Origin of the sequence: Kribbella pratensis, from assembly GCF_004366075.1 — a bacterium.
Lineage (GTDB): Bacteria > Actinomycetota > Actinomycetes > Propionibacteriales > Kribbellaceae > Kribbella > Kribbella pratensis.
In genome coordinates, this window is sequence record NZ_SODU01000001.1 from 2,516,586 (window position 1) to 2,541,355 (window position 24,770).

23 protein-coding genes are annotated in these 24,770 nt (G+C 68.5%); 12 read left to right on the forward strand and 11 right to left on the reverse strand.

Annotation, left to right across the window (positions count from 1 at the left end; all coding sequences use genetic code 11):
- Positions 1–23: 23 nt before the first annotated feature.
- The gene (locus EV137_RS12085; RefSeq protein ID WP_134129561.1) at positions 24–536 is read left to right on the forward strand and encodes a GNAT family N-acetyltransferase; all 513 of its coding nucleotides are present in this window, start codon (positions 24–26) and stop codon (positions 534–536) included.
- Here EV137_RS12085 and EV137_RS12090 read toward each other — a convergent pair.
- Positions 490–1,464: a cation diffusion facilitator family transporter gene (locus EV137_RS12090; RefSeq protein WP_134128555.1), complete on the reverse strand. Its 975-nt coding sequence runs from the start codon at positions 1,462–1,464 to the stop codon at positions 490–492. The two genes, EV137_RS12085 and EV137_RS12090, sit on opposite strands and share 47 nt — an antisense overlap.
- Entirely contained in the window at positions 1,461–1,862 is a 402-nt protein-coding gene (locus EV137_RS12095; RefSeq protein ID WP_134128557.1) for an ArsR/SmtB family transcription factor, read from the reverse strand. The genes EV137_RS12090 and EV137_RS12095 overlap by 4 nt, the downstream gene beginning before the upstream one ends.
- A 159-nt stretch (positions 1,863–2,021) precedes the next feature.
- On the opposite strand from EV137_RS12095, the gene EV137_RS12100 reads away from it, so the two are divergent.
- A complete protein-coding gene (locus EV137_RS12100; protein ID WP_134128559.1) occupies positions 2,022–2,837 on the forward strand; it encodes a helix-turn-helix domain-containing protein in 816 nt (271 codons plus the stop codon).
- Here EV137_RS12100 and EV137_RS12105 read toward each other — a convergent pair.
- The 6 genes from EV137_RS12105 to EV137_RS12130 form a co-directional block, all read right to left on the reverse strand.
- Complete coding sequence (locus EV137_RS12105) at positions 2,816–3,445, reverse strand: response regulator (protein WP_134001121.1); 630 nt, start codon at positions 3,443–3,445, stop codon at positions 2,816–2,818. The two genes, EV137_RS12100 and EV137_RS12105, sit on opposite strands and share 22 nt — an antisense overlap.
- Positions 3,442–4,596: a sensor histidine kinase gene (locus EV137_RS12110; protein WP_202870899.1), complete on the reverse strand. Its 1,155-nt coding sequence runs from the start codon at positions 4,594–4,596 to the stop codon at positions 3,442–3,444. Before EV137_RS12110 ends, EV137_RS12105 begins: the two co-directional genes overlap by 4 nt.
- A 7-nt stretch (positions 4,597–4,603) precedes the next feature.
- Positions 4,604–5,086 carry a hypothetical protein gene (locus tag EV137_RS12115; protein ID WP_134001123.1) on the reverse strand — a complete coding sequence of 161 codons (483 nt, stop codon included), beginning with the start codon at positions 5,084–5,086 and terminating at the stop codon, positions 4,604–4,606.
- Positions 5,087–5,207: 121 nt separating this feature from the next.
- Positions 5,208–6,818 carry an ABC-F family ATP-binding cassette domain-containing protein gene (locus tag EV137_RS12120; protein ID WP_134128561.1) on the reverse strand — a complete coding sequence of 537 codons (1,611 nt, stop codon included), beginning with the start codon at positions 6,816–6,818 and terminating at the stop codon, positions 5,208–5,210.
- 116 nt (positions 6,819–6,934) lie between these two features.
- Complete coding sequence (locus EV137_RS12125) at positions 6,935–8,311, reverse strand: HAMP domain-containing sensor histidine kinase (protein ID WP_134128563.1); 1,377 nt, start codon at positions 8,309–8,311, stop codon at positions 6,935–6,937.
- A gap of 35 nt (positions 8,312–8,346) precedes the next feature.
- Positions 8,347–9,030, reverse strand: coding sequence for a response regulator (locus EV137_RS12130; protein WP_134001129.1), 684 nt, complete (start codon positions 9,028–9,030; stop codon positions 8,347–8,349).
- 166 nt (positions 9,031–9,196) lie between these two features.
- Between EV137_RS12130 and EV137_RS12135 the strand changes: the two genes are divergently transcribed.
- The 7 genes from EV137_RS12135 to EV137_RS12165 all read left to right on the forward strand — a co-directional run bounded on the left by EV137_RS12135 (position 9,197) and on the right by EV137_RS12165 (position 16,929).
- Positions 9,197–10,990, forward strand: a complete 1,794-nt coding sequence (locus tag EV137_RS12135; RefSeq protein ID WP_134001131.1) for an ABC transporter substrate-binding protein — start codon at positions 9,197–9,199, stop codon at positions 10,988–10,990.
- Between the two features lie 6 nt (positions 10,991–10,996).
- Positions 10,997–11,974, forward strand: coding sequence for an ABC transporter ATP-binding protein (locus tag EV137_RS12140; protein ID WP_134128565.1), 978 nt, complete (start codon positions 10,997–10,999; stop codon positions 11,972–11,974).
- Complete coding sequence (locus EV137_RS12145; RefSeq protein ID WP_134128567.1) at positions 11,971–12,984, forward strand: ABC transporter ATP-binding protein; 1,014 nt, start codon at positions 11,971–11,973, stop codon at positions 12,982–12,984. Before EV137_RS12140 ends, EV137_RS12145 begins: the two co-directional genes overlap by 4 nt.
- A gap of 115 nt (positions 12,985–13,099) precedes the next feature.
- Positions 13,100–14,026, forward strand: a complete 927-nt coding sequence (locus EV137_RS12150; protein ID WP_134001137.1) for an ABC transporter permease — start codon at positions 13,100–13,102, stop codon at positions 14,024–14,026.
- 2 nt (positions 14,027–14,028) lie between these two features.
- Positions 14,029–14,988: an ABC transporter permease gene (locus EV137_RS12155; RefSeq protein WP_131347675.1), complete on the forward strand. Its 960-nt coding sequence runs from the start codon at positions 14,029–14,031 to the stop codon at positions 14,986–14,988.
- A gap of 51 nt (positions 14,989–15,039) precedes the next feature.
- A complete protein-coding gene (locus tag EV137_RS12160) occupies positions 15,040–16,026 on the forward strand; it encodes a 2-dehydropantoate 2-reductase (RefSeq protein WP_238175245.1) in 987 nt (328 codons plus the stop codon).
- 33 nt (positions 16,027–16,059) lie between these two features.
- Positions 16,060–16,929, forward strand: coding sequence for an NAD(P)/FAD-dependent oxidoreductase (locus EV137_RS12165; RefSeq protein WP_134128571.1), 870 nt, complete (start codon positions 16,060–16,062; stop codon positions 16,927–16,929).
- Here the strand turns inward: EV137_RS12165 and idi are convergent.
- A complete protein-coding gene (gene idi, locus EV137_RS12170; RefSeq protein WP_134128573.1) occupies positions 16,900–17,463 on the reverse strand; it encodes an isopentenyl-diphosphate Delta-isomerase in 564 nt (187 codons plus the stop codon). The two genes, EV137_RS12165 and idi, sit on opposite strands and share 30 nt — an antisense overlap.
- 223 nt (positions 17,464–17,686) lie before the next feature.
- Here idi and tyrS point away from each other — a divergent pair, with 223 nt between their 5' ends.
- The 3 genes from tyrS to EV137_RS41425 all read left to right on the forward strand — a co-directional run bounded on the left by tyrS (position 17,687) and on the right by EV137_RS41425 (position 21,016).
- Positions 17,687–18,871: a tyrosine--tRNA ligase gene (gene tyrS, locus EV137_RS12175; RefSeq protein ID WP_134128575.1), complete on the forward strand. Its 1,185-nt coding sequence runs from the start codon at positions 17,687–17,689 to the stop codon at positions 18,869–18,871.
- A gap of 4 nt (positions 18,872–18,875) precedes the next feature.
- Complete coding sequence (locus EV137_RS12180; protein ID WP_166679841.1) at positions 18,876–20,048, forward strand: phosphotransferase family protein; 1,173 nt, start codon at positions 18,876–18,878, stop codon at positions 20,046–20,048.
- A gap of 146 nt (positions 20,049–20,194) precedes the next feature.
- Positions 20,195–21,016 (forward strand): NAD(P)H-binding protein, encoded by an 822-nt coding sequence (locus EV137_RS41425; RefSeq protein WP_134128579.1) that lies wholly within the window; start codon positions 20,195–20,197, stop codon positions 21,014–21,016.
- A gap of 94 nt (positions 21,017–21,110) precedes the next feature.
- Here the strand turns inward: EV137_RS41425 and EV137_RS12190 are convergent, their stop codons facing one another.
- Positions 21,111–21,635 (reverse strand): isochorismatase family protein, encoded by a 525-nt coding sequence (locus EV137_RS12190; protein WP_238175246.1) that lies wholly within the window; start codon positions 21,633–21,635, stop codon positions 21,111–21,113.
- Complete coding sequence (locus EV137_RS12195; RefSeq protein ID WP_238175247.1) at positions 21,632–24,766, reverse strand: DUF2961 domain-containing protein; 3,135 nt, start codon at positions 24,764–24,766, stop codon at positions 21,632–21,634. The genes EV137_RS12190 and EV137_RS12195 overlap by 4 nt, the downstream gene beginning before the upstream one ends.
- Between the last annotated feature and the right edge of the window lie 4 nt (positions 24,767–24,770).

The following is a 24,770-nucleotide window of genomic DNA, read 5'->3' on the forward strand; positions in this document are numbered from 1 at the left end:
AACCTATTCTGGGAAATGTGCAGATGACGATCCGCCGGGCCGGGCGGGACGACGTACCGGCGGTGCTGGCGCTCCTCGACGGGGCGACCGAGTGGTTGGTGGCCCGCGGGCGGACCGACCAGTGGGGTACGGCGGCCCACTCGACGAGCCCGCGGCGGGTCGAGCAGATCACCAGCTTCGCCGACGACGGCGGACTGTGGGTGGGCGAGACGGACGGCCGAGTGGTCGGGGCACTCGCTGTCGGGGCCGCCCTCGACTACGTGCCGCCGGCAACCGAGCCGGAGCTGTACGTGCGGCTGCTCGTGACCGACCGCCTGTCCGCCGGGCAAGACTTGGGCGGGATCCTGCTCGAGTATGCCCGCAGGCTGGCCCGCGAGGACGGCGCGCGGATGCTGCGGGTGGACTGCTTCGCCGGGGGCGACGGGGCACTGGTCCGCTACTACGAGAAGCAAGGGTTCACGCGGGACGCCGAGTTCGCCGTACCGCGGGTCAATGATGTGGACTGGCTGGGTCAGGTGCTGGTCCAGCGCCTGTGACCGCGCGGTGAACCACGCCGTGTGAGTCGCTGCAGTGCTCCGGCCCCTGGCTGGCGGTGGCGTGGTCGACCTGGAGCGTCGAGTGCGTCAGATGGTGGCGCTCGGCAAGCACTTCCTCGATCCGGATCCGGATCTGGTGACAGTCGAGCCCCTCGGCGACCAGGACGTGCGCGGACGCGGCCGGTTCGCCCGAGGTGATCTCCCAGACATGGAGGTCGTGCACCTCGACCACGCCCTCGACCGCGCACAGCTCGGCGCCCAGCGACTGCGGATCGATCGCGATCGGCGCGGCCTCGAGGAAGATCCGCCCCGAGTCCCGGACCAGGGATACGCCGGCCTTCAGCATCAGTACGGCGACCACGAACGCGGCGATCGCATCCGCGCGCGCGAACCCGGTCAGCAGTACGACGAGACCGGCGATCGCGGTCGCGACGAAGGCGAACAGGTCGTTCAGGATGTGCTGGAACGCGCCCTCGACGTTGAGGCTGGAACGGTTCGCCTTGCTGATCAGCCAGGTCGCGAACAGGTTCACCACGATGCCGACGACGCCTGTGATCAGCACCAAAGCGCCCTTGACCTCGGGCGGATGGATTAGCCGGCTGACGGCCTCGTACACGAAGTACACCGCGAGCAGCAGCAGCGTGGTGCCGTTGGCCTGCGCGGACAGGATCTCGACGCGCTTGAAGCCGTACGTGAACCCACCGGCCGGCGGCTTCGCGGCGAGCCGGATCGCTAGCAGTGCTAGTGCGATGGCGATCGCGTCGGTGAGCATGTGAGCCGCGTCGGTGACGAGCGCCAGCGAACCGGCCGCGAGCCCGACGATCACCTCGGCGATCATGAAGCCGACGATCAGCGCGAGCGCACCGCTCAGCAGCTTCCGGTCCGCCGCCGCGCTGACACCGTGCCCGTGTCCGTGGCCGGCGCTCATGCTTCCGACCTCTCCGGATGCATGGCCTCGGTGTGCTCGGTGTGCGCGACCGCGAGGTCGAGCAGCATCCGCACGTGCGCGTCGTCGAGCCGGTAGAACGCGTTCCGCCCGTCCCGCCGTACGCCGACCACGCGGTGCGCACGCAGCAACCTGAGCGCGTGGGATGTCGCGGACTCGCTCAAACCGGTGATCGCGGCGAGATCGCAGACGCACAGCTCCCCGTCGAGCAGCGCGACGAGCAGCTTCAGCCGCCGCGGATCGCCGAGCAGACCGAACACGTCGGCCGTGTCGGCGATGTCCTCCTCGCCCGGCATCCTGGCATTGACGCTCGCCACCCGCTCCGGATCGACCAGGCGGACGTTGCAGGCGTCAGGCTGCACATCTGCAGAACTGTTCATATATCGACAGTAAGGCAGCGGCCCGGCGTGCCGCAAGCTCACCGACAGCGGCTGTTTGGTCCGGTCCGGCAGGACGAGCTTCGGCCACAGGAACTCGCGCCAGGCCGCGATGATCGACGGAATGGACGGCCGTAGGCGACTTGTTGGACTCTTGTCGCTATGCCGAGCTGGTCGATCTACCTCACCCCCAGTGCGACCGAACGACAGCTTGGACTCTGCTGTCTGGGTGCGGGCGAGAAGGAGAACAGTCCGGCCCACACTCCGGAACGCGCTCTCGGCTGCCATGCCCTGGTCTGGGTCAGCGAAGGGCGGGGCCACCTGCTGTACGGACCTGACCGCGTGCTTCATGAAGTGCGCGCACCCGCGATGCTCACGCTGCGCGCCGGTGTCGTGCACAGCTATCGGCCGGAGACGCGGTGGCGGCAGGCATGGACCCTGTTCGGCGGTCCGGCGACCGAGGCTCTCGCCTCACTGGGGCATCTGGACCCGGACCGGCCGGTCTGTCGCTACAGCGATCCGCGGTCGGTCGACCGCGCCTTCACCCGGCTCCTGCGGGTCTGTACGACGCACAACGCCGTACAGACCGCGGCAGCATTGTTCGATCTGATCGCGCAGGCCGCACCGCCGTTGTCGGACGAGGTCACCACTCAACTCGCGGACCTCGCCTGCACACCGATGAGCGTCCGCGGCTACGCCAACGAACTCGGGCTCACCGTGGAGGAACTGCGCGAAGCGGTGCGCGGCGTCACCGGCTCGACTCCCCACGAGCTGATCCTGACCACAAGGCTCAGCAAGGCGAAGGTTCTCCTGGCCGAAGAGGACCTCCCGGTCGCGGCGATCGCCCGCCGCGTCGGCTACGACGACCCTGCCTATTTCACCCGCCTCTTCACCGCCAGAGTAGGCATGTCCCCAACCTCCTTCCGCCAGTCCGGCCACACCACAGAACCTGTGCGTCAGGCAAGGCCGAGTCGGTAGGCGTACGCGACTGCTTGGGCTCGGTCGCGGAGGTTGGCTTTGGCGAAGAGGTGGTTGATGTGCGTCTTCACGGTGGCCTCGCTGACGACCAGGTGGCGGGCGATCTCGGTGTTGGACAGGCCGTCGGCGATCAGCCGCAGTACTTCGACCTCGCGCGGCGTGAGCCCCGAAACCGTGGCTTCAGTCCGTTTGGTGGTTCCCTCGACCAGCCGGCGCTGGACGTCCGCGTCGACGATCGATTGGCCGCCAGCGGCCGCCTGCAGAGCCCGCCCGATCGACTCCGCATCCGCGTCCTTGGTGAGGAACCCGAGCGCGCCGGCCCGCAGTGCGGACAGCACCGAGTCGTCGTCGCTGTACGTCGTAAGCACGACGACCTCGGTCCGCGGATGGTCGGCCCGCACTCGCCGGGTCGCCTCCACACCGTCCATGGTCGGCATCCGCAGGTCGACGAGCAGGACGTCCGGGTCGTGTTCGCCCACCAGCCGAACCGCTTCCAGACCGTCCGACGCGGCCGCGATCACGTCGATCCCGGGCAGCAGCTTGAGCAACGTCACCAGCCCGTCACGCACCACGGTCTGGTCGTCCGCGACCACCACTCGCACACTCACGCAGGCACCTTCAGTTCGACCCGCCAGCCCGTCGAAGTCGGGCCGGACTCCAGCGATCCGCCGACCAGGTCGGCACGTTCACGCATCCCGAGCAGACCATAACCACCCGGTGCCGCGCGCTCCGGACGCTGCCCCGGCCGGTCCTCGACAGTCAGCCGGACCACGTCGCCGTACGACAGTCGCACCTGCACCGGCGCGCCCGGCGCGTGCTTGCGGGTGTTCGCCAGCGCTTCCTGCAACGTCCGGTACAGCGTGCTCAGCACCTCGGCCGGCAACTCCCGCTCCGCGCCGTCGACCTCGAACTCCGCGACCGCGCCACTCTCCAGCCGGTACGCCGTGACGAGATCGCCGAGCGCCCGTACGTCGGGTACCGCGTCCTCCCGCAGCGCTGCAACCGCCCGCCGTGCCTCGGCCAGCCCATCCGCGGCCAGACCTTGCGCCCGCGTCACCTGCTCGATCGCTTCCGGCGACGCCCCGTCCCGCACGAGCATCAACCGCGCACCCTGCAGGCTCAACGACAGCCCAGCCAGGGAATGCGCGAGTACGTCGTGCACGTCGCGCGCGATCCGCGCCCGCTCCGCCAGCGCCGCCGCCCGCTCATGCTCCTCGATCGCGGCCTGTTTCCGGGCCAGCGACACCTCGAGGTCCTCCAACTGCTGCTCGCGATTACGACGATTGACCGCGGCAAGCGTCAGCGCGACAACCCCGAACGCGGCCCCGAACGCGCCAGGCAGCGAACGCGTTGTGAGGTACAGCGGAACACTCGCTCCAAGGATGCTGATGGCAACGATGATCCACTCGAGCGGCTGCGCGCGGTAGTAACGGACCGCCGCGCGGCTGACCCAGAACGGGACGACGATCATCGCGCTGCCTGGCAACGCGTACCAGAGCACGGATCCGGCGACCGCGAACACGAGCAGGCCGTAGCCGGCCGGACCGGGTGGTTCGCCGTACTCGAGGGCGAACAGCGTGATGTTGCTGACGACAACGATCAGGCCGATCGCCAGGATCAGCGGATACGGCAGCCTCTGGTCGTCGTGGTCCTGGGCGGCAACGACCAACGAGAGGATTGTGATCACCCCGGGGACGGCACGCAGCAGCAGGCCCGGCACGGAGTTGTCCCGCAGCAGGCCTGCTGGAGTCCACGTCATGACTTCATCATGCCCGCTGCACTGCGAACGGGATGTTCATGGCCAGCGAGCGACGGTAGATCATCGCGTTCTGGGCACCGATCGTGATGCCGATCGTCAGCGCGAGCGCCGCCTTGCTGACTCCGCCGTGCGGCCAGAGCGCGGCCGACGCGAACGACGCACCGACCCGGAGGCCGATGGTCAGCAGCCACAGCAGGAGCGTCGCCACGGTGCCCTTCTGGAACAGGCCCTCGTCGGTCTGTGTGAGCCGGATGCTCGCGCCGCGGGCGAGCCCGCAGCCGAGCAGTACGACGCAGTCGAGCGCGAGGAACGCGAGCTCACCGGTCGAGGCGCTGTGGACGGCCGACGACAGCGAGAGTACGCCGACGCCCAGCAGGATCAGCGGCATCACGAACAGGGACTTCTGCGTGACGAGCGAGCCGGTCACCTGCCGGCCGATCACCCGCACCAGCACCAGCAGGCCAATCAAGATTCCGAGCACGGCCGACATGTCAGCTGTTCCTTTCCAGGGAGGTTTCGTCGTTGTCGACAAGCCTCCTTGGAAGCGACGCACTGAACGTCAGCCCCGAGGTGAGACCCGGGTGGAACCGGGTCTCAACCCCAGGGTTGAGTCACGCCAGCGACACCAGGTCGAGGTAGTCGTCCGACCACAGGTCCTCGGTCGCGTCCGGGAGGATCAGCACGCGGTCCGGGCGGAGCGCCTCGATCGCGCCCTCGTCGTGCGTGACCATCACGATCGCGCCCGGGTAGCTGCCGACCGCGCCGAGCACCTCGTCCCGGGACGCCGGGTCGAGGTTGTTGGTCGGCTCGTCGAGCAGCAGGACGTTCGCGCTCGAGTGGACCAGGCCGGCGAGTGCCAGCCGGGTCTTCTCGCCACCGGACAGGACCCCGGCCGGCTTGTCCACGTCGTCACCGCTGAACAGGAACGAACCGAGCACGTTCCGGACCTCGCCGTCGGTCAGCCCCGGCGCGACGGACGCCAGGTTCTGCCGTACGGTACCGGCCAGGTCCAGCGTGTCGTGCTCCTGCGCGAAGTACCCGAGCCGCAGTCCATGACCGGGTACGACGCGGCCGGCGTCCGGCTGTTCGCGGCCCGCGAGGAGCCGGAGCAGCGTGGTCTTACCCGCGCCGTTCAGCCCGAGGATGACGACCCGGCTCCCCCGGTCCACGGCCAGATCAACACCGTTGAGGACCTGCAAGGCGCCGTACGACTTCTTCAGACCGACTGCGGCAAGCGGCGTCCGGCCGGACGGCGCAGGGGCCGGGAGCCGGATCTTGGCGACCCGTGCAGCTCGGCGTACCGGCTCCAGCCCGGCGAGCAGCCTGTCCGCGCGACGGGCCATGTTCTTGGCCGCCATCGCCGTACTCGCACCGGCCTGCATCTTCGCCGACTGGGCCTGCAGGACCGCGGCCTTGCGCTCGGCGACCGCACGCTCGCGCTTCCGCCGCCGCTCGTCCACCTCCAACTGCTCGAGGTACTTCGTCCAGCCGGTGTTGTGGACGTCGATCGTCAGCCGCTGCGGATCCAGGTGGAAGACCCGGTTGACCGTTGCCTTGAGCAACTCGCGGTCGTGGCTGATGACGATCAGGCCGCCGGGGTACGCCAGCAGGAACTGCCGCAGCCACAACACCGAGTCGGCGTCGAGGTGGTTGGTGGGCTCGTCGAGCAGCAGTACGTCGTGCTGCGCGAACAGGATCCGGGCCAGCTCGACGCGCCGGCGCTGACCACCGGACAGCTCACCGATCGGCTGCTCGAGGGCACGGTTCGGCAGACCGACACCGGCCGCGAGCCGCGCCGCTTCCGCCTCGGCCGCGTAACCGCCGCCGGCCTGGAACGCGGCTTCGGCGCGCGCGTACGATGCCATCGCCTTCTGCTGAGCCTTCTCCTGTGCCTCACCGGTGGCCGTACTCATCGCGGCCTCGGCCGCACGGAGCTCCCGTACGGCGACGTCCAGCCCGCGCGCGGACAGGATGCGCGCGGTGACGGTGATCGCGGGATCGGCCGCCCGCGGGTCCTGCGGCAGGTAGCCGATCGACCCGGTCACGGTGACCTGCCCGGTCGCGGGACGCGTCTCACCGGCCAGGGTCTTCAGCAACGTCGTCTTGCCGGCGCCGTTACGGCCGATGAGCCCGACGCGGTCCCCCGCGCCGACGCTGAACGAAATGCCGGTCAGCAGCAACTGCGCACCGACCCGAATATCTACACCGCGAACGGTGATCATGATGGTTACTCTCCGTGGTAGCTAGTGGACACACCTCACCTGCAGAAGCGGGTGCGCCAGCTAGACACAGAGGCAAGTAGCCATGCGCCCACGGTAACCGGGGCGGGCAAGATCCGTCAGCTGATTTTCGCGGGGAGCTCGACGACGAAGCGGGCGCCGCCGCCCGGGCGGTCGGTGACCTGGATCGTTCCGTGGTGCCACTGGACGTGGCGGGCGACGATCGCGAGGCCCAGACCCACGCCCCGGCCACGGCCCGAGGTCTCGCCGCGACCGAACCGTTCGAAGATCCGGGACCGGTCCTCGACGGCGATGCCCGGCCCGGCGTCGTCGACGGTGATGATCACGCCGAGACCACCCGCCTCGACACCCACGCCCTTGCAGCCGCCCGCGTGGTCCTCGGCGTTCTCGACCAGGTTCGCGATCACCCGCTCGAGCCGGCGCTTGTCCGCGTGCAACGTCAGCGCCTCGGCCTCCGGCGCGACGACCGTCACCTCCCGCCCGGCGGTCGTGTCGGCCGCGGCCCGGACCAGGTCGGCGATCCGCACGATCTCCCGGCTTCCCCGGTCGCCGCCGTCGTCGCGGGAGATCTCCAGCAGGTCGATCACCAGCCGGCGGAAACGGTCCAGGTCGTCACCGAGCAGTTCGACCGGTTCCCGGACGGCGGCCGGCAGCTCGGCGCGGTGGTTCTGGATGAGCTGCATCGAGTTCAGCATCGTCATCAACGGCGTACGCAGCTCATGACTCACGTCGCCGGCGAACCGGGCGTCCGCCGCCACCCGTCGCTCCAGGTCCGCCGCGGTCTGGTTGAACGACCGCGCCAGCCCGCCGAGATCCTTGTCGTCCTCCGCCGGCAACCGCGCGTCGAGCTTCCCGCGAGCGACCGCGTCCGCGACCCGCGCCAGCTCCGCGAGCGGGCGCAGCGCCACCGTGCTCGCCAGCCGTCCGACCGCGAGCCCGACCAGCGCGGTCGCGATCGCCGCCGCGATCAGGGTGATCTTCATCCGCCGCAGCGTGTCGTCCAGGCTGCCCAGCGGATGCCACTCGAAGAACGCGTCGCCCTGACGCCCGATCGGTACGCCGACCGCGAGCACCGGCTGCCCGCCCACCTCGATCCGCCGGTGCACCACGGTGCCGCCGATCGCGCTCTCGATCAGATCCGGCGGCAGATCGGACGGCTTCCCGGTCATCGCGTACCAATGGTCCTGGAGGTAGAGCATCGAGGCCGCCGCATCGGTGGACGGCAGGCTGTTCATCACCTCCATCACGGACACCCCGCGCTGCAGTGCCGGGGTCTCGCACTCGACCCGCTCGTGGCTGGGCCGGCACGGCTCCGGCGGACCGAACAGCCCGTACCGCAACGCTGCCCCGTTGTCCGCCGTGATGGTCTCCGCCGCCGCCTCGCGCTGCTGCACCAGGTAGTCCGAGACAACAGTCCAGGTCACGATCGACAGCACGGCCGACAACCCGAGCGCCAGCAGGCCGTACGCCAGCATCACACGGCCCCGGAGGGTGACCCGTCCCAGCAACGTCAGCTCACCAGTCGGTAGCCCAGGCCGCGGGCCGTGACGAGATGCTTCGGGCTGGCCGGGTCCCGCTCGACCTTCAGCCGCAGCCGCCGGATGTGTACGTCGACGATCCGGCTGTCACCGAAATACCCGTAGCCCCAGACCTTCGACAGCAACTGCTCGCGGCTCAGCACCTTGCCCTCGGCATTGGCCAGCTCGGCAAGCAGCTTGAACTCGGTCCGGGTCAGCGGCAGCACGTCGCCGTCCCGCGTCACCTCGGCCCCCGGTACGTCGATCCGCAGGTCACCGACCTCCAGCAGGTCGGCCTGACGCGCGCTGGCCGGCTCGACCCGGCGCAGCAGCGCCCGGATCCGGGCCGACAACTCCTTGGCGACGAGCGGTTTCGTCACGTAGTCGTCCGCACCCGCCTCCAGGCCCGCGACCACGTCGTGACTGTCGGTCCGCGCGGTCACCATGATCACCGGTACGTCGCTCGCGCGGCGGATCTCCCGGCAGACCGCGAAACCGTCCCGGTCCGGAAGCATCAGGTCCAGCAGCACCACGTCCGGCGGTTCCCGGCGCAGTGCGGCCAAAGCGTCGTACCCGTTGGCCGCCTCCGCGACCTGGTAGCCCTCGTCCTCCAGGGCAAGCCGCAGTACCCGCCGGATGCGCGGCTCGTCGTCCACGAGCAGCAAGCTGTGTGCCACCGCACCAGTGTCGCTCACCGGCGGACCGCATGACGGTTACGGCTGTCATGAATCCGTCATGTTCGGGCGGGGGCCGATTGACATCTGTTTGACGGTTCCGTGACCCCGGTCCGACGCGTGCCCCGGCGTCCTAACTTCGGCGCTATCGAGTCCCGGAGGAGGACCAATGGCCAGAAGACGGCTGGCGGCAGTATCCCTTGCCGCCGTCGCGAGCATCGCGCTCGCGGCTTGCAGCAGCGGCGGCACGACACCGTCCGGATCCGGAGGCAGTGCCGGCACACCGGTCAGCGGCGGCACCCTGAACATGCTCGGGGCAGGCGACGTCGACTACATGGATCCCAACATCAGCTACTACTCCGTCGGTTACCTGAACCTGCGGATGTGGAGCCGGCAGCTGTTCACCTACCCGGCCGAGCCCGGGGGCAAGAACACCACGCCTGTCGCCGACCTCGCCACCGAGATCCCGACCACGGCGAACGGCGGCATCAGCGCGGACGGCAAGACGTACACGATCAAGATCCGGCCCGGAGCGAAGTGGAGCACGACCCCCGGCCGCCAGGTGACCGCCGCCGACCTGGTCCGCGGCGTCAAGCGGACCGCCAACCCGGTGCAACCGTTCGGCGGCATCCCGGACTTCGCGAACCTGATCGTCGGCTACAAGGCGTTCGCCGACGGCTTCGCCAAGGCGCCGAAGACGGTCGCCGGGATCCAGGAGTACATCGACAAGACCCCGCTGCCCGGCGTGGAGGCCAAGGACGACACGACCGTCGTCTTCCACCTCACCCAGCCGGCGTCGTACTTCGTCGACATGCTGACGCTGCCGGCCTTCTCCGCCGCGCCGGTCGAGTCGCTCAAGTATCTGCCGGCCAGCACCGAGCTGGGCAACAAGTTCCCGTCCGACGGCCCGTACAAGGTCGACTCGTGGGTGCCGACCAAGTCGATCACGTACTCCCGCAACCCCAACTGGGACCCGGCGTCCGACCCGGTCCGGAAGGCGTACGTCGACAAGATCGTGGTCAACGAGACCGTCACGCAGGACTCGATCCAGCAGCAGCTGCAGACCGGTACGCCGTCGGCCGACATGGAGTTCGACGTCGCGCCACCGCCGTCCCAGCTGCCCGCGCTGCAGGCCAAGAAGGACCCGAAGCTGACCATCGGCGACACCGCGAGCTCCAACCCGTACGTCGTCTACAACACCGTCTCGCCGAACAACGACAAGGCGATGCAGAACCCGAAGGTGCGGCAGGCGATCAGCTACGCGATCAACCGCGACCACATCCTGCAGGTGCTCGGCGGCAAGACGCTCAACCCGCCGCTGACGCACGTGCTGCCGGACGTGATCACCGGCTCCAAGCAGATCGATCCGTACCCGTACAACCCGGACAAGGCCAAGCAACTGCTGGCCGAGGCAGGGTTCCCGCACCTGACGCTCAAGTTCCTCTACCGGAACGCGACCGAGGGCAGCAGCAAGTCCTTCCAGACGATCCAGCAGGACCTGTCCAAGGTCGGCATCACGGTCGTCGGCGTACCGTCGCCGAACGCGGACTTCTACGTGAAGTACCTGCAGGTGCCGAGCGTCGCGAAGCGCGGTGTCTGGGATGTCTCGCTGGCCGGCTGGGGCGCGGACTGGTACGGCAACGCGGCACTGTCGTTCTTCAACCCGCTGTTCTCGGGTGAGCCGTCGTACCCGCCGGTCGGCAGCAACTTCGGGCTCTACAACGACCCGGAGACCAACACACTGATCAAGCAGGCGATCGCGGCGCCGACCGTCGACGCGGCCGCCGAGCTGTGGGCCAAGGCCGACGCCCGGGTGATGGACCAGGCAGCGTTCTTCCCGCTCACCAGCAACAAGCAGGCGAACTACCACGCCGAACAGGTGAACAACGCGGTCTACGTGCCGTCCATGCAGAACTACGACCCGACCAACGTCTGGCTCTCCAAAGACAAGCAGGGCGGCTAAGACCTCATGGCCCTACTGGAAGTAAGAGATCTTCGGGTCTCCTTCGACACCCCGGACGGTACTGTCCGTGCCGTCCGGGGGCTGTCGTTCGACGTGGAGGCCGGGCAGACGCTCGCCGTGGTGGGCGAGTCCGGCTCCGGCAAGAGCGTCGCCACCCAGACCATCACCGGCCTCACCCGCGGCGCGAAGGTCTCCGGTACGGCGTACTTCGACGGCACCGACCTGATCACCGCGGACCCGGCGACGCTCCGGCGGCTGCGCGGCGCCCAGATCGGCATGATCTTCCAGGACCCGCTGTCCAGCCTGCATCCGCAGTACCGGGTCGGCTGGCAGATCGTGGAGATGATCCGGGCGCACGACCTGACGATCGGCAAGCAGGCGGCCCGGAAACGTGCCGCCGAACTGCTGAGTCTGGTCGGCATCCCGCGGGCAGCGGAGCGGATCGACGACTATCCCCACCAGTTCTCCGGCGGGATGCGGCAACGGGTGATGATCGCGATGGCGATGGCCCTCGACCCGGCGCTGCTGATCGCGGACGAGCCGACCACCGCACTCGACGTGACGGTCCAGGCCCAGGTGCTGAACGTGATGCGCCGGCTGCAGGAGCAGTTCGGTACGGCGATCATCCTGATCACGCACGACCTCGGCGTGGTGGCCGAGATGGCCGACGAGGTCGTCGTCATGTATGCCGGTGCGGTGATGGAACGCGCGCCGCGCCGCGACATCTTCTACCGCAACCACCACCCGTACACGCAGGGTCTGCTCGCGTCCCTGCCCGCCCGCAGCGGCGATCGCCTGACCCCGATCCAGGGCACCCCGCCCAGCCTGATCAGTCTGCCGAAGGGCTGCCCGTTCGCCGCCCGGTGCTCGCACGTGTTCGACAAGTGCTCGGAACCACCACCGCTGGCGGACGTGGGCGGCGACCCACGTCATCAGTCCGCGTGCTGGCTCCCTCACGACGTGAACGAGGCGGTGGCTTCATGACCGACGTACTTCTGAAAGTGGACGACGTACGAAAGGAGTTCCCGACACATTCCAAGGAGGTTGTGCAGGCTGTCGCCGGGGTCTCGCTGGAGGTGCACAAGGGCGAGACGCTCGGACTGGTCGGCGAGACCGGCTGCGGCAAGTCCTCGCTGGCCCGTTGCATGGCACACCTGTACGACGTGACGTCGGGCTCGGTGTGGTTCGAGGGCCAGGAGATCACCAAGCTCTCGCGCAAGGCCATGCGGCCGCTGCGCCGGGACGTGCAGGTGATCTTCCAGGACCCGTACGGCTCGCTCAACCCGCGCCGCCGGGTCGGGTCGATCATCGGGGATCCGTTCGCGATCCATGGGATTGCCTCCGGCAACGAGCGGAAGAAGAAGGTCCAGGAGCTGATGGAGCTGGTCGGGCTGAATCCCGAGCACTACAACAGGTTCCCGGCCGAGTTCTCCGGTGGCCAGCGGCAACGGATCGGGGTCGCGCGGGCGCTCGCGCTGCGGCCCAAGCTGGTGATCTGCGACGAACCGGTGTCGGCACTGGACGTGTCGATCCAGGCGCAGATCATCAACCTGCTGTCGGATCTGCAGCGGGAGTTCGACCTCACCTACGTGTTCATCTCGCACGACCTGTCCGTGGTCCGGCACGTGAGCGACCGGATCGCGGTGATGTACCTGGGCAAGATCGTCGAACTGGCGCCGACCAGCGAACTGTTCGGGCAGACCCGGCACCCGTACACGAGGGCCCTGCTGTCGGCGCTGCCGGTCGCGGACCCGGACACCGCCGACAGCCGCGAGCAGATCATCCTCGGCGGCGACATCCCGTCCGCGACCAACCCGCCGACGGGGTGCCGTTTCCACACCCGCTGCCCGAAGGCGCGCCTCGACTGCACAGCCGAGGAACCGGTCCTCGAGCCGGTCCTGACCGACAAGCCCGACCATCGCACCGCGTGCTTCTACCCGTTGACGGTGGGAGAGGACCTCTCCACCGCCGTACCAGACCTGAAGGCATCATGACGGTATTGATGCCACGCCTCCGGCGCGGCGGGTCATGGGGCTGTGACTCCCGGTCTTCCCTCGTCGCTCCGGTCGCTTCGCTCCCTCCACTCCTCAGTCCAGACCGGGAGGCCCCATGACCAGTGCCATCGAGATGGTTGATGTTCTCGACGAGCCGAGGGCGATTGAGGGGCGGAGTCCGTTCTCGCTCGCGTTGCGCCGGTTGCGCAAGGACAAGGTGGCGATGATCTCGCTCGCCGTGATCGTGCTGATCGTGCTCATGGCGATCCTCGCGCCGGTGTTCGCGGCCGTGACGGGGCATCCGCCGAACGAGCAGTACCGCGACCTCGGACTGACACCGGACGGCCTGCCGCGCGGTCCGAACGGCACGTTCTGGCTGGGGACCGACGACCTCGGCCGCGACGTCCTGGTGCGGATTGCGTACGGCGCTCGCATCTCACTGCTCGTCGGCGTGATCGCGACCGCCATCACGGTCGTCATCGGCGTCGTACTGGGGCTGGCAGCGGGGTTCCTCGGAGGGATCACCGACACGATCCTGGCGCGACTGATCGACGTGGTGCTGTCCGTGCCGTTCCTGCTGGTGGCGATCGCGCTGGTGTCCGTGACCGGCCCGAGCCTGACCGTCACGGTGCTGGTGATCGGCTGCTTCAGCTGGGCGTCCGTGGCCCGGATCGTCCGCGGGCAGGTGCTGTCGCTGCGGGAGCGGGAGTTCGTCGAGGCGGCCCGTTCGCTCGGCGCCGGCGACCGGCGGATCATGTTCGTCGACGTACTGCCGAACGTGATCGCGCCGGTGATCGTCTACACCACACTGCTGATTCCCGTGGTGATCGTGACCCAGGCGACGTTGTCGTTCCTCGGACTCGGCCTGCCGCCGCCCACCCCCGACTGGGGCGGGATGATCAGCGAGTCGCAGAACTACTACACGACCGCGTGGTGGTTCATCCTGTTCCCCGGTCTGGCGCTGCTGGTCACCACGCTCGCCTTCAACCTCTTCGGTGACGGCGTCCGGGACGCCTTCGACCCCCGCGCAGATCGGACCTGATCATGGCCATGTTCCTGATCCGCCGGATCGGTCACGGGATCCTGGTCCTGTGGCTGATCAGCGTGGCGGTGTTCGCCCTGTTCTTCGTTGCTCCGAGCAACGTCGCACAGACACTCGCAGGCCGGCAGGGTACGCCGGAGACGATCGCGCTGATCAAGCACCGACTCGGTCTCGACCTACCGGTCTGGCAGCAGTACCTGCACTTCCTGGGCAATGCGGTGAAGGGGAACCTCGGATACGACTACTACCACCAGGTGCCGGTGACGCACATCATCGGGCAGGCGCTGCCGATCACGGTGTCGCTGGCACTCGGCGCGGCCGTGCTGTGGCTGGCGCTGGGCGTGTTCAACGGTGTCATCTCGGCGACGCACCCACGATCGCTGGCGGACCGCGGGCTGACGCTGTTCGCGTTGTTCTTCTACTCGTTCCCGTCGTTCCTGCTCGGCCTGCTGTTGCTGTACTTCCTGTACTTCCGGCTCACACTGTCCGGCTTCGGCTGGTTCCCCGCGGGCGGCTACGCGCCACTCGCCGGCGGGATCGGGCCCTGGTTCCAGCACCTGTTGCTGCCCTGGGTCGCCCTGGCCTTGTTGCTGGCGGCAACGTACACCCGATTGACCCGCGGCTCGATGCTGGACGTTCTCGGTGAGGACTACATCCGGACCGCGCGGTCGAAGGGGATCCGGGAGAGCCGTGTGGTCGTCGTCCACGGCCTGCGCAGCGCGCTGACGCCGGTGGTCACGCAGTTCGGCATCGACCTCGGGCAGCTGATCGGCGGCGTGGTCGTCACCGAGACCGTGTTCAGCCTGCCCGGGCTCGGACAGACCGCGGTCACCGCGATCAACCAGCAGGACCTACCAGTGATCATCGGCATCGTCCTGTTCGCCTCGGCGGCCGTCGTGGTGGCGAACATCCTCGTCGACATCGGGTACGCCGTACTCGATCCACGCGTCCGACTGCACTAGCTGTACCGGAGGACGGGGGTATGTGGCCCGTCCTTCGGTACGTTGTTCCTCGTGATCGCTGTCTATGGCGCGGGTGGGATCGGATGTTACGTGGGTGGCCGGCTGGCCGCGACCGGTACGCCGGTGACGTTCGTCGGCCGGCCGCGAATGGCCGCCGAGCTCGCGACGCACGGCCTGCACCTGACGGACTACCTGGGGGCCGACCTTCGGGTCGCTGACGTGCCCTTCGAGACGACACCCACGGGCGCAGCCAAAGCGGACCTGGTGCTGGTGACGGTGAAATCCGCGGCGACGGAGAGCGCCGCGGAGGAGTTGGCCGAGGTTTTGTCGCCGGGGACTGTGGTGGTGAGTTTCCAGAACGGCGTGCGGAACGGCGAGATGCTGCGGTCGCGGCTGACCGAGCAGGTGGTGGTGACCGGGATGGTCCCGTTCAACGTGCTGAACCGGGGCGCCGGCGTGTTCCATCAAGGCACCGAGGGCGCGCTCGACGTACAGCGGGATGCCGCACTAGCGCCGTACCTGCAGGCTTTCGAACGGGCCGGGTTGCCGCTCGCGCAGCACGACGACATCCTCCCGGTGCAGTGGGCGAAGCTCCTGCTGAACCTGAACAACCCCATCAACGCGCTGTCGAACCTGCCGTTGCGCGACGAGCTCTCGCAGCGCGCGTACCGCCGCTGCCTGGCCGCGGCACAGGCCGAGACCCTCGGGCTCCTCGACGCGGCCGGGATCCGGCCGGCCCAGCTGCTGGCCGTCCCGATGCACCGCTTCCCCGCTGTTCTGCGGTTGCCGGACTTCCTGTTCCGGCGGCTCGCGAGCAAGGTGCTGGCAGTCGACCCGCTCGCGCGGACGTCGATGTGGGAGGACCTCGAGGCCGGCCGGACGACCGAGATCGACTACCTGAACGGCGAGGTCGTGCGGCTGGCGGAGTCCCTCGGCCGGACCGCGCCGGTCAACGCCCGGTTGGTGGAGCTGATCCGCGCGGCCGAGGCCGAGCGCCGGTCCTGGTCCGGTCCTGACCTCCTCCGTGAGCTGTCTTGAAATATGGGATGAAATCTCTCGTATTATGAACGCATGGATGTTGCGGTGGTGGGTGGGAGTGTGGCCGGGCTGCAGGCGGCCCTGACGTTGGGACGGGCGCGGCGCCGGGTGGTCCTGTTCGACGACGGGCAGGCGCGGAACCGGTCCGCGTCACACGTGCACAACTTCCTCGGCGCGGAGGATCTTGCGCCGGGCGAGCTGCTGGCGGTGGGGCGGCGGCAGGTGTCGGCGTACGGCGTCGACGTGCGGGACACGCGGGTCGACGACGTGGACGTGGATGGTGACGAGTTCGTGGTCGGCGGGGAACGGGTGCGGGCCGTCGTACTGGCGACCGGGTTGTGGGACGAGTTGCCCGACATACCAGGGGTGACTGACGGGTGGGGTCGGTCGGTCGTGGCATGCCCGCACTGCCATGGGTGGGAGGTGCGGGATCAGCCGTTGGTACAGCTCGGGATGCGCGGGTCGCCGGAGCGGTCGGTGGCGCGGGCCTTGCTGCTGAGCCGGTGGAGCGACGACGTGACGTTGTGCACGGACGGGGACGAGCTGACAGCGGTACAGGTGGGTCAGCTGGCTCGGGCCGGGGTGGCTGTGCGGACCGAGCCCGTCAAAGAGGTGCGGGAAGGTTCTGTGCTGCTGGATGGGGTGGAGCTGGCGGCGCAGCGGGTGTTTGTGGTCGTGCGGCAGCATCAGCAGAGTGATCTGGCGGAGCGACTCGGGTGCCAGGTCGCGGATGGGGCGGTCGTGACGGACGAGGGCGGACGGACCACGATGCCTGGGATCTACGCGGTCGGTACGACGACCAGTCCGGCACTGCTCGCGATCGGTGCCGCAGGTCATGCGAGTACGGCGGCGGTCGCCGTACACGGGGATCTCCTAGAGCTGGATCTGGGCGGCGGGCGGTAGCCGCGTCGGGTCGGCGATCGGCCAGTCCGCCGGCGGCGCCGGGAGCTCGTCCAGTTGCAGGAGGCACCAGGGCGAGAGGTCGGGGAACTGACGTACGTCGTGCCAGTCGGCCCACCGGTACTCCGCGACCTCGGCGGGGTTCGGCGTCGGGTCACCGGTCCACCACGTTCGGTACACCGGGCAGATCTCGTTCTCGACCATGCCGGTCGGCATCTCGGCGCGGTACCGGAACTCCGGCAGCACCAGATCCACCGTGTCTACGACGATTGACAGTTCGTCCGCGAGGCGGCGCCGTACCGCGTGCTCCACCGGCTCGCCCGGGAGTGGGTGCCCGCAGCAACTATTGGTCCAGACGCCGGGCCAGGTGGGCTTGTCGAGCGCCCGCCGGGTCAGCAGCACCCGCCCGGCCGCGTCGATCACGTAGCAGGAGAACGCGAGATGCAACGGCGTCGCCGCGTGGTGGACCGCCGCCTTCGCCTCGGTCCCGATCGCACGCCCGCCCTCGTCCACCAGCACAACCCGCTCGTCGATCACATCCCCGAGCCTAATCGGATTCCGGGAGGCGCCCGGCAGCTGTTAGCCTCAGGGTGTGATCAAGCACTGCGTGACCTATCGACCGGCTCTGGGAGGAGTCGGCATTCTGTAGTCCCGCAGTCGCTCCACCCAGAGCCTCCGAGGCAGGAACCGTCCGGTTCCTGCCTCTTTCCGTTTGCCGGAGGCACTGGTTCACGGGTGCCTCGTCCCGAGAGGAACACTCATGAACGCTGTCATCGACCGGTTACGCCGTACCACCGACCTCATCGTCGGCGAGGACGACCTGCGCGAACGCTTGGAGTCCGGGCGGCCGCTGCGGATCAAGTACGGCGTCGACTGCACCGCGCCCGACCTGCACCTCGGACACGCGGTCAACCTGTGGATGATGCGCCAACTGCAGGACCTCGGGCACCGGGTCGTGTTCCTGCTCGGCGACCTCACCACCCGCGTCGGCGACCCGACCGGGCGCTCCGAGACCCGGCCGATCCTCACGCCGGCGCAGATCGACGCGAACGCTGCATCTTTCCTCGAACAGGTGTCGCTGGTCCTGCGGACCGATCCCGACGTCTTCGAGGTACGCCGGAATTCCGAGTGGTACGACGCGATGCCGGTGGCGGAGCTGTTGAGTCTGTTCGCCCAGGTCACGCAGGCGCAGCTGATGAGCCGGGACATGTTCCGCGAGCGGGTCGCGGCCGGGCGGGAGATCGCCGTACACGAGCTGGTGTACCCGGTGCTGCAGGGATACGACAGCTTCGCCATGCAGAGCGACCTGACGATCGTGGGTTCGGACCAGCTGTTCAACGAGCAGCTCGGGCGTCACTTCCAGCAACGGTTGGGCGCGCCGCCGCAGGTCGTGATCACGACAACGATCACGCCAGGGATCGACGGGCGGGCCAAGCAGTCGAAGTCGCTCGACAACTACATCGGGCTGACGGACAGCCCGCGGGACAAGTTCGGAAAGGTGATGAGCATCCCGGACTCGCTCGTCGAGATGTACGCGCGGGTCTACACCGAGCTGCCCCTCGACACGGTCGCCGCGCTCGCGGATGCGACCGGCCCGGCGGCGCGTGACGCCAAGCTCCGGCTGGCGGCTGCGGTCGTGACCCGGTACCACGGCGCCGGCATCGCCAAGACCGAGCTGGACGCCTTTCGTCACACGTTTTCCGAGCGTTCCGAACCGGACGAGATGCCCGAGGTCGTCGTCACCGGTGAGGTCGCGACCGCCTTCGACCTGCTGCGCGCCGCCCGCCCGAACGACAGCAAGTCCGAGCTGCGTCGTCTGCTCCGGCAGGGCGCGGTGACGATCAACGGCGTACGCACGGACGATCCCACGGCCGCGATCGACCTCAGCGCGGGCGTCGTACTCAAGTCCGGCGCTCGCACTTGGCACCGGATCACGCGACAGTAAGCAGGTGGAACTCAAGACAGTAGAAGCCTTGATCAGCGTCGGTGACCGCTACACCGGACGAGCGCCCACGTTCGAGGTCGAGCCGGGGTGGTGGGCCGAGGTCGAGGCGATCACCCGGCATCTCGACGAGCTGCTCGGGGTTCGGACGGTGGTGCTGCGACTCGTCCAGGCCGACGAAGCCGTGATCGGCCGCGGCGGGCGGGTCGTGTACCACGTCCAGGCGCTCGAAGAGCCACGGTACGGCGTACTCGACGAGACCCCGCTGCCCGACTGGGACGCGATCATCGCGCCCGACCCGTTGCGATCGACCTGGGCCCAGATCGACGGACCGAGCCGGCTGATCGAGTGGGCGCAGAGCATTGTCGGACCGCACGACGCCGTACAGGTGAAGACGTGGAACCTGTCGTGCCTGATCCGCCTCCCCGGCGCATGGGCCAAGGCCACCAGCCGATTCGGGAGCATCGACGCGGACATCATCGAGCACGTCCAGCGGTACGACGCGACGCTTGCGCCCGCCGTACTCGGCAAGTCGACGGACAACCGGTGGTCGCTCCTGGCCCATGCCCCAGGCATCGACTGCTGGGAGCCGGACCAGGCGACCGTCGACAACGTGGTGAGCCGTTGGGTCGCCGCTCAGGCCGCGCTCGCATCCGAGGCCGACACGCTCGCGGCCCCTCGCCTGCTACCGGAGGACCTGGTCGAGGAGATCACTCGGCTGCTGCCTCGCGTCGAGCTCTCCCCGGACGAGTCGGCCGACCTGGATCAGCTGGTCGCGAAGCTCCCCGGCATCGTCGACGAACTCGACGCGGCCGGCCTGCCGATCACGGTCGTGCACGGCGACTTCCATCCGGGCAACTGGCGGTCGGACGGCACCAACCGGGTCATCGTCGACTGGGCCGACGCGTTCATCGGTCACCCGGCGCTGGACGTCCAACGCCTGCACGACTTCCTGCCCGCCGAGAAACATCCGCACGTCACAGACGTCTGGTGCGCGGCGTGGAAGAAGCATGCACCGGGCAGCGACCCGTTGCGAGCGATCCGGCCGATGAAGGTCCTCGGGTTCCTCACCTACGCCCTCATGTACCAACGCTTCCTGGACAACATCGAACCCGACGAACGCGTGTACCACCAGGACGACCCCGCCATCTGCCTCCGCGCAGCTGTCCGCGCGCTGTGATGCGGACCTGCCGCACTCACCAACCGCGCACGCGGGCGGGCGCTCACGCTGAGCGAGTCGGGCGCTCGGCTGATCGCGACACTTGGTGAGTGCCGGACGTCCGGTGCAGCTGTTTACGTGGGGCGGAATGTGACAGGGTTGTGCGGGTGACGATTCTGATTACGGGTGCGTCGGGCAACGCGGGTGGCGCCGTGGTGCAATCGCTGGCGGAGCAGGGGATCGCGGGGCGGGCGTTGATCCGCTCGGAGCGTGAGCTGCCGGACGGTATCGAGCCGGTGTACGGCGACCTGAACCGGCCGGAGACGTTCGTGGACGCGTTGGCCGGGGTGACCGGGATCTTCCTGTTGAGCGGCTACGACCACCTCGACGAATTGCTGAGGAACGCGGTGCAGGCCGGCGTGCGGAAAATCGTCGTACTGTCCAGCAGTTCACTCGACGGCGAGCTGACGAACGCTGTCGCCGCGTATCACCATGCCACCGAGGAAGCGGTCCGGGCGTCGGGACTGGAGTGGACGTTCCTGCGGCCGAACTCGTTCATGTCGAACACACTGCGCTGGCGCGACCAACTGTCGGCGGGCGACGAGGTGCGGGTGCAGTTCCCCGACGTACCGGTGTCGACGATCCATCCCCGCGACATCGGCGACGTCGCGGTCCGCGCGCTACAGGGCTCCCACGACGGCGAGGTCCTGCGCCTCACCGGCCCGGTCGCCCTCACCCCGGTCGAACAGGTCGCGATCCTCGCCGAGACCCTCGGCCGCCCGCTGACGGCGTACCCGATGAGCCGCGCCGAAACCCACGAGGCACTCCACGCCTCCATGCCGGAGCCCTACGCCCAAGCCATCGAATCCTTCTTCGCCGACCGCACCATCGACGAAACCACCGTCACCCCCACCGTCCCCGAGGTGACGGGCCACCCCGCCAGAACCCTCCAATCCTGGACCCAGCAGAATGCCAACCTCTTCACCTGAAGGACCCGCTGCCTGTTCGAACTGCGCGCCGTGAGATAACCGCCGCTCTTCTGACGGTTGCGTTTGGCGCCGAAAGCTGCAGGTCGTGAGTCGGTCACTTGTTGAGGGCGTTCAGGTACTGCGGGGTTGTGCAGACTGTGCCCAGGCGGGGGAAGGTGTAGGAGATGGCGAAGTTGTGGGCGTGGTCGTCCAGGCCGGTCATGGCGTCGGTGAGGAAGAAGGTTTCGTAGCCGAGGTCCGAGGCGGCGCGGCCGGTGGACTCGACGCCGAAGTTCGTGGCGATGCCGGCGAGTACGACGTTCGCGATGCCGCGGGACTGCAGTTCGGTGTCAAGGGGCGTGCGCCCGAAGGCGCCCATGGTCTGCTTGACGATCACCAGGTCACCGGGCTGCGGCGCAGCCTCGGGGGCGAACCCGCTGCCCTCCGGCTGCACCTCCACCCCGGGCCGATCGACCCGGACGTTCACCACCAGACCGCCGGCGGACCGCGTCGCCGCGGCCAGAGCCGCGGATCGCTCGAGCACGACGGATCCGCTCAACGGCGCCGTCTCCAGTGCGATGATCCGCGGCATCAGGTCGATCAGGACAAGCGCGGTACGACGGGACTCCAAAAGGTTCACGGGGTGAGCCTAAGATCCAGCAGATCCACTCCGACCAGGTAGCCGGTTGCTGCCCCGTTCTTGCCGGTAACTGTCACCACGAACTGATGTTCGCCCGCCGCCAACTGGACGGTGCCCAGCGCAACTGTCTGTGTCCCGACCCCGGACGCCTGGTAGCCGTCGAAGCTGACCGCCGCGTTCCCATCGATCTGTACGTCGACGATCCCGTAGTCAGCCGCCTTCGTCAGGACGGTGGACAGCTGGTACGACCCGGTCGTCGGCACGCTGAACCCGAACACGGTCTTGTCACCGGTCTTGGTCCCGTGGATCCACGCCTGCGCACCGCCCGACCAACTGACCCCGCAACAGTTCCCCTGCGGATCCACCGCGACTGTCGACGACACCGGCGGCAGCATCGACTCCCCCTCAATCCGCAAGGTGCTACCGCTCGTGCCCTGCACAGCGCTCGACTTCGGACCCACATGACCGGCGAGGTCGACCGCCGCAATCCGGTACGTCCACGTCTCGTGCAGCCCGAGACCACGATGCAGGAACCCGGGCAGCGGCGCCGTACCGATCAACTTCTCCGTGCCGCCCGCCTTCGCGCCGTACACGTTGTAGCCCTCCACCCCGCTGTCGTCGCTGACGTCGTTCCAGGTCACGTTGATCGCATTGTCGGAGCGACCCGTGGCAGTCACACCGCCGACCGCGCCGGGCGCCCTGTTGTCGCTGTACGGCGCCGTCAACGACTGGACGACGTACGACGACGCGGTCCACGCCGGCCCGCTCGGGCGGAGCTCGATGTCGAGGCGGCCCTTGCCGGACGTGATTGCCGCAGGCAACTGGTAGTTGTCGTCGAGCCAGCGCTGATGGGTGTTGCCGAGCGGCTGCAACCACGTACCGGCATCCTTGCCGTTGACAATCACCTGCGCCGACTGCCCGGCGGCGTTCTGGTCGCTCGTCCGGCGGAGCGAGACACCGCGGTTCGCCGGGTCGGTCTTCACACTGAAGCGGATCGCCTGCGTGCTGGAGCGCACCTGGTCGGTGAGGGTGATGTCGTCGTGATCACCCTCGTACACCGAGCTGAGCTCCGCCTGGGTCCCGTTGTCGACATACCCGTGCTGCTGACGGCTCTCCGCCGAGCCCGTGTCGATGCGGTCGGTCTCCCGCGCGCCGAACTTTGACGCGGTGTACAGGAAGGCTGTCGAGCCGTAGATCGCCGGGTGGTCGTCCTGCTGGCCGTGCTCGATGCCGAAGTCGAGCTGGTTCTCGAACGCGACCGAGTCGGTGATGTGCAGTCGCCACGCGCCGTCGCACTCGTTGGTGCAGAAACCGGCCCGCACCTCGTGCGCGGAGTTGCCGTGGAACGGTGTCGAGTACGTGCCGGCGTTGAAGTACCAGCCGGACTCGTAGTAGTCCTCGGTCCCGGTGCCGTGAATGGCCGGCGTCCGCTCGCCGTCGACGTACACCCGCTCGTCGCCCTCCAGGTAGCCGCGAGTGTTGCCGTCGGCAAGCAGTCCCTCCATGGTGTGTGAGACGCCCACGAACTTGCCGCGGCCGGCTACGTCGGCGAACGTCCAATCGCTGCCCTGCGTGGTCTCGCCGCGTGTCGAGAGCGCGGTGAAGTAACCGATCTTCCCGGCCGCCAGGTCGGCCGCCTTGCGAGCGTCGCGAGCCGACGTCACGTCGGCCTGCCCCTTCAGCGGGTACGTCGTCCTGTTGACCAGCGTGACCGTGGCGCGCGTGGCGTACGGCATCGGCCACCAGGAGGAGTACCAGCCGTCGGGGTCCATGGCGAAGAAGAGTGAGTGGACCGGGTTCTCGCCGAGACCGGAGCCGAAGAACTCGCCGAGCGGGGCATCGACGCGCTTCTCGCCGTCGATCGTCACCTGCACCCGCACGCCAGCCAAGAGCGTGTCGGACGGCTTGACGCGGGCGGCGTCCTCGTCCGTGGCGGCGTACGTCATCGCGTGCTCACCGCTCCAGTTCTGCTTGGTGATCGCGTACCCGTGGGTCTGCTCGTCGGCAACGTGGTTCGGGCCGACGTCGAGCGTGTCGGTACGCTTCACCTGACCCCCGACCGTCGAGTCCGCCCAGTACGCGAACTCGTTGAAGTCCAGGTCGGACGAGACGAACTCGTTGGTGATCGTGATCTGCGACTTGCCCGCGGTCAGCGCGGCCGGGAGGTCGACGGACTGGTCGTGCCACTGCGCGCCCTGCGCCTTGAGCGGCACCCACTCGCCCGCAGGTGCGCCGTCGACGAGGATCTTCGCGCGCTGGTTGCCGATCCGCAGATCCATCCGGCGGGTCAGCTTCACGCCCGTGTTGGCCGGGTCGATCTTCACCGCGAACGTACTGCCGCCGAGGAACGCGCGGCCGTCGTCCGCGATGCTCTTCAGGTCGAGGCCGACGAGGTCGGGCAGCCTCAGCCGCAGCGCGCTCAGCTCACCGGCGCCACGCACGTCGGCGAGCGTCACCTGCTTGCCGGGGGCAAGGTTCAACGGAGTGCTCGTGGTCCGTGCGTCAGGCCGCGCGGGCTTCGGATCCTTCGTCCCGGCCGCAGTGAGCAGGGCGAGCACGTCCTCGGCCTTGTCACCCGGATCGAAGGTCTGTACGCCGTTCGCGTCCGGGAACTGGCGGTAGTCGACGTGGTAGAAGTACGGGTTCGTCTGCGTGGTGATCCGCATCGACGAGCGGTACGGCATCGGGACGCGGATGTAGACACCACCGCTGGTCTGTACGCCGTTCGCGACCAGCGGGTAGCTGAAGGGCGCGCCGAGCTTGCCGTCGACGATGTCCTGCAACGAACCGTGCAGGACCTGCTTGCCGTCGAGTTCGACCGTGATCGTGCCGGTCCTGGTGACGTTGCCCTCGTCGCGCGTGAACCAGATCGAGGCGACCTCACCAGGGCCGCTGTCCTCGGCGATCACGCAGCCCGCGTCCGTCGTACGCAGGCACGAGTAGGTGCCTTCGAAACCGTCGTTGTTCGTGCCGTCGCGACCGAAGCTGGAGAACTGCTTGGTGCGGACTGCGGTCTGCAGCTCGGGGAGGCGGTCGAGGTTCCGGTACACCTCCCAGCCGACCGGTCCGTTGCTCCCGGACGGGCCCGCCGAAGCTGCCACCCAACCGGTCAGCATCAGCACCGAAGACATCAAC